The sequence below is a fragment of the Vibrio sp. 2132-1 genome (genome assembly GCF_033344315.1).
Genome location: NZ_JAWPON010000755.1, coordinates 1 through 542, shown reverse-complemented (window position 1 = coordinate 542; position 542 = coordinate 1). Strand labels below are relative to the sequence as shown.

Genomic DNA, 542 nt, shown 5'->3' with positions numbered 1-542 from the left:
AAAATTGATTACCTTGAGGTTATTCCTCATAGCATTCTATTTCATAAGATATTTGAAATTTCTCAGCCCAAGTCACGTATAAAGCTGGCTACATAACGCCGCGTTAAGGGGTGAACAACGCTATACCATCCGACTTAAACCATTGTGCCATAAACACAAAAGCTGAACTTTGAACCAAAACTGCCAAGCGTTGAGAATCCCTCTTGAACGCTTTGTTATGTGAATTTTTTCACGCGCCCAAAAGAGGCAAATTTTTACGCTGCTGATAAGTTAAAGCCAACTCTAAACAGGACTTGATTGCTGTTTCTGGCAACACTTGCGATATGGACAGAACGATTGCTCTTTTTCCCTGAAACACCAGTTCTTCACCATACAATTCTCGAAATGTATCGACTAACTTAGTTTGGCAGTTAAAGAACAGGTAATAATTGTTAGGGGATTTCAGCTTCCAGTCCATTCTTAGCGGGCTGACTGTTTTTACACTATAGCTGGGTTCACCCCACTTTAGAGTTTCATCGACTTCACCCAGCTCCAAATCAGAT

The 542-nt window shown here is 40.6% G+C and carries 1 protein-coding gene; it reads right to left on the bottom strand.

Annotation, left to right across the window (positions count from 1 at the left end):
- Positions 1-229: 229 nt before the first annotated feature.
- A partial coding sequence (locus R8N47_RS27800; RefSeq protein ID WP_318186433.1) for a DUF1801 domain-containing protein occupies positions 230-542 on the bottom strand: 313 nt, incomplete at its 5' end.